This window comes from Carboxylicivirga linearis (genome assembly GCF_018271995.1).
Taxonomy (GTDB): Bacteria; Bacteroidota; Bacteroidia; order Bacteroidales; family Marinilabiliaceae; genus Carboxylicivirga; species Carboxylicivirga linearis.
Genome location: NZ_JAGUCO010000054.1, coordinates 1 through 4,655 on the forward strand (window position 1 = coordinate 1; position 4,655 = coordinate 4,655).

Annotated in this window: 5 protein-coding genes; 4 read left to right on the plus strand and 1 reads right to left on the minus strand. The window is 35.7% G+C overall.

The window, feature by feature from the left end:
• The 4 genes from KEM10_RS23305 to KEM10_RS23320 form a co-directional block, all read left to right on the plus strand.
• The coding region (locus KEM10_RS23305) for a putative peptidoglycan-binding domain-containing protein (protein ID WP_212220628.1) at positions 1 to 312 on the plus strand (312 nt) is incomplete at its 5' end.
• 56 nt (positions 313 to 368) lie between these two features.
• Positions 369 to 779: a Fur family transcriptional regulator gene (locus KEM10_RS23310; RefSeq protein WP_212220631.1), complete on the plus strand. Its 411-nt coding sequence runs from the start codon at positions 369 to 371 to the stop codon at positions 777 to 779.
• Between the two features lie 69 nt (positions 780 to 848).
• Complete coding sequence (locus KEM10_RS23315; RefSeq protein WP_212220634.1) at positions 849 to 3,020, plus strand: TonB-dependent receptor; 2,172 nt, start codon at positions 849 to 851, stop codon at positions 3,018 to 3,020.
• Between the two features lie 11 nt (positions 3,021 to 3,031).
• Positions 3,032 to 3,829 carry a cation transporter gene (locus KEM10_RS23320; RefSeq protein WP_212220638.1) on the plus strand — a complete coding sequence of 266 codons (798 nt, stop codon included), beginning with the start codon at positions 3,032 to 3,034 and terminating at the stop codon, positions 3,827 to 3,829.
• A 142-nt stretch (positions 3,830 to 3,971) separates the two neighbouring features.
• On the opposite strand, the gene KEM10_RS23325 is transcribed toward KEM10_RS23320, so the two are convergent.
• On the minus strand, positions 3,972 to 4,655 hold a 684-nt coding region (locus tag KEM10_RS23325; protein WP_212220641.1), incomplete at its 5' end, for a site-specific integrase.

Consider the following 4,655-nt stretch of genomic DNA (forward strand, 5'->3'; position numbering starts at 1 on the left):
TTTAAAATTGATGAAATCTCCAATGGCTCAATACAGCAAATAGTTTTTGATTGGTGCGTTAATAGTGGAGTATGGGGAGCCAGAGGCGTTCAACGTGTTTTGAACCAATTCTTTGATGCCGACTTGAAGATGGACGGTATTATTGGTAAAATGACACTTGAAGCGATTGCAAATTGCCAACCAAAGGAACTTTTTTGGGAAATCAAAAAAGCTCGAATCCGCTATTACCACAAGATTGCCAAGAAAGGTAAAAATCATTTATTCCTTGAGGGGTGGTTGAAGCGGATTGGGAAAATTGAGTTTGAAATTTGAGAATACTAAAACTCCTCCCAATATTTTGAACCTTCATTTTAAGTATATTTGTTTACATGAAAAACGATGTTGATAATAAACTTGAACAAAAAAATATAAAACCAACGGCAATGCGAAAGTTGGTTTACGAGGTGTTGGACAAAAATAAGAAAGCGTTAAGCCTTTACGAAATAGAACAGCAATTTGATAATGTTGACCGTTCTACGATTTTCCGAACCCTCAAAACATTTCAGGATAATTACTTAATTCATAGCATCGACGATGGTACAGGTGCAGTTAAATACGCTCTCTGCGATGAAGGTTGTACTTGTGCCCCCGATGATTTACACGTTCATTTTCTTTGTAATAAATGTGGACAAACACATTGTTTGCGTGATATGCCTGTACCTAAAATGGACTTACCAGATGGCTTCTCCTTTGAGAGTGCCAATTTCGTTGTAAAAGGTATTTGCCCAGATTGCAAATAGCATCTTTGCAATTCTGTTGCACTTTTATACTTTGTAGATTTGCAATTTAAATTTGTAAATCTTTGAATCATGAAATATATAATCTCAACAATCCTATTTATAGCATCATCAGGAATACTAATAGCTCAGAACAGTGTAACATTTAAAGTTAAAGAGGAATCAGGTGAGGCATTAATTGGTGCAAGTATTGCAATAGAGGGAACAACCAAAGGAACAATAACAAATACTGAAGGAATTGCCAAATTTGATAATTTGTCGGACGGGAAATATGAATTTGTAATTTCCTTTATTGGCTATGAAGAAGCAGAAATAGAACTAAGCTTTCCCGAAAGCAATCAGAAAACCATAGAAATAGAATTGGAAGAAGGTGAGGAACTTGAAGAAGTTGTAATTGCTGCAACGAGGTCTTCAAGAACAATTCAGGATATTCCAACTCGTATCGAAGCAATCACAGGTGAAGAATTGGGCGAAAAAGCAGCTATGAATTCATCCAATATTGGCATGTTGCTACGTGAAACAACAGGTGTTCAAATGCAACAAACCTCATTAAGTTCAGGCAATATGAGTATTCGTATACAGGGATTGGATGGACGATATACCCAAATATTAAAGGATGGCATGCCCTTATATGGCGGTTTCGCTGGGGGGCTATCCATAATGCAAATTCCACCGCTCGATTTAAAACAGGTTGAACTTATCAAGGGCAGTAATTCCACGTTGTACGGTGGTGGTGCAATTGCAGGTTTGGTTAACCTTGTAACCATAAAACCTGCCGATAAGCCAAAACTTGACATAATGCTGAATCAAACAAGTGCTTTAGGTACAACAGGGAATTTATTCTATGCTCAAAAATATGGCAAATTAGGTTTGTCGGTATATGGCTCTGCAAACAATCAGGTTGCTTACGACCCCGATGATGATGGATTTTCAAACATGCCCGAAGCCAAAACCTTTAGTCTTAACCCCAAACTCTATTATTATTTAAACAAAAATACAGAACTAAGTGTAGGGTTTATGACCACCTTTGATGATAGAACAGGTGGTGACATGAAGATGATTGAAGGAAACCCTGGCATTGAAAACGTATTTACTGAAAAAAACAAATCAGAACGGTATGCAACCCAATTGAATTTCCAGAATCATAAGGAAAATAGGACAATATCATTAAAGAATAGCATTTCCTATTTCAACAGGGAGCTTACCATTCCTGAATACAATTTTAACGGGAATCAGATTTCAAGTTTCACTGAAACCATGTACAGCTTACATAAAAGCAAAAAAACTGATTGGCAATTTGGAGCTAATCATTATTTAGAACAATTTACGGAAGATAATACAGATACTCTTCCAACGCGGGATTATACCCACAATACGGTTGGGGGATTCGTGCAAAACATAACCGATTTAAACGAAAAATTCATATTGGAATCTGGTTTGCGAACCGATTATAATACCGATTATGGAGTGTTTATATTACCTCGTTTTTCTTTGTTATATAAAGCAAATAACAAACTAAGCTCACGCATTGGTGGTGCTATGGGATACAAACTGCCAACAATATTTACTGAGGATGCTGAAAGGTTGTATTTCAGGGGAATCCAACCATTATCCAACGAACAGGTAGATGCTGAAACTTCCATAGGTGGAAATTTCGACATAAACTATAAAACCGCATTGGGTGATGAAATGACATTCTCTATTAACCAATTGTTCTTCCTTACTCAACTCAAAAATGCGTTAGTATTGCGTGAGGATGAAACAGCAAACCTCGCATATTTTGAAAGTGCCGATGGAAATATTTTAAGCTCAGGTTTTGAAACCAATATAAAACTGACATATGATGACTTCAATCTTTATCTAAATTATGCCTTTGTAAACACCGAATTAAAATATGATAATATCAACAAACAAAAACCATTAACACCAAAGCACAATGCTGGTTTTGTGCTTATGTATGAAATTGAAGAAAAATGGTCGGCAGGATATGAATTGTACTACACAGGTCATCAATATGATAATGCATACAACAAAAAGTCAGATTACTGGATGATGGGTGTAATGCTCATGCGTATGTTTGAGAAGTTCTCCGTATTTATAAACTTTGAGAATTTCACAAATACCCATCAGGCTCAATTTGAACCATTGGTGCTACCGCCAACTAACAATCCTACTTTTACCGACATTTGGGCACCGACAGATGGTTTTGTATTTAATGGAGGTATTAAATTCAGTTTGTTTTAATACAAATAGACATGATAAAGTCAGAATATCACATAGCAAAAATGGACTGCCCATCCGAAGAAAACATGATTCGGATGAAATTGGAAGGTCTTGAAGTTATCAAAAAACTCGAATTCGATATTGAAAACCGTAACCTAACAGTTTTCCATTCAGATGAAGACAAAGAGATTACTAAACGATTGGAGTCTCTGAACTTTGGTGCAGAACTATCCAGCACTGAATATATTGATTCAAATGATGTTCAATCTGAAAGTTCAGATGTACAGTCAAAACTCCTTTGGTCAGTACTCATTATAAACTTTGGATTCTTCATAATTGAAATGACAACAGGGCTTATATCAAAATCAATGGGCTTAGTTGCCGATTCGTTGGACATGTTAGCCGATTCCTTTGTGTATGGTTTAAGTCTGTGGGCAGTTGGCTCAACAGTATTGCGAAAAAAGAAAGTAGCTCGTTTAAGCGGATATTTCCAATTAACCTTGGCATTATTGGGAATTATAGAGGTCATTCGTAGGTTTATTGGTTATGAAGCAATGCCAGATTATCGGATAATGATTGGTATATCTATCTTGGCATTAATTGCAAATGCTCTTTGCTTGTATCTACTACAAAAATCCAAAAGTAAAGAAGCCCACATGAAAGCCAGTATGATTTTCACCTCTAACGATGTAATTATTAATACAGGTGTAATTCTTGCTGGAGTTTTGGTTTTACTTACTCAATCTAAATATCCTGATTTGATTGTAGGAGCAATTGTTTTTCTAATTGTAGTGAGAGGTGCTTTTAGAATATTGAAATTGGGAAAATAGAAGAAAGAATACTTTAAAAAAACTCCCGACCGAATTAAATCAGTCGGGAATTTTTTTGTGTGCCCAGGGCGGGACTCGAAATATCACGACCTTGAGGTTATTGGCTCCTATAATCTAATCTATGGGTCAATTTGTAATAGAACTAAAATGCTGTTAAGTATTTAGCCACTTCTTTTTTTGTTTCATCTTCAAAACTATCAAGGTAAAGTTCAGTAGTTCTTAGATTGTTATGTCCTAAACTTTCCCCAATATATTCAGTTGAAACTCCTGAACGTTTTAATACAGTTGAAAAGCTGTGCCTTGCCGTATATGTAGTTACCGTTTTCTCAATTCCGACCTCAGTTGCGATTTTTTTCATGTGGTCGTTAGTTCTTTTGATTAGTCTATCCAAGCAACGCCTAATCTGCTTTTCGGTCATATCTTCATTAATGAAACGAAATATATAGTTTTCCGGAGAGCGGTCTTTATTTCCCCATTTGTCTATTAATTTTTTTAAATCATCAGTAAGGGCAACGCTTATTGGCTTAGATGATTTGCTAGTCTTTCTGGTTTTTCTACGAACAAATGTTATGAACTCATCATCAACATTCTTATACTTTAATCTGATAATATCGTTCATATTAGCCCCATTTAAAAGGTAACTAAACAGCCATAAATCTTTAGCTTCGTCACGATATGAAAACTCCTTACATTCGTAGTTATATATTTTTTCAATCTCATTCATTTTCAAAGCTCTTTTCACGTTTTGACTTGATGGAAGTTTGTAGCCACCTTCACCAAAAGGGTAGTAATCTTTTGATATTGCACCTTCACGTTGAGCAATCTT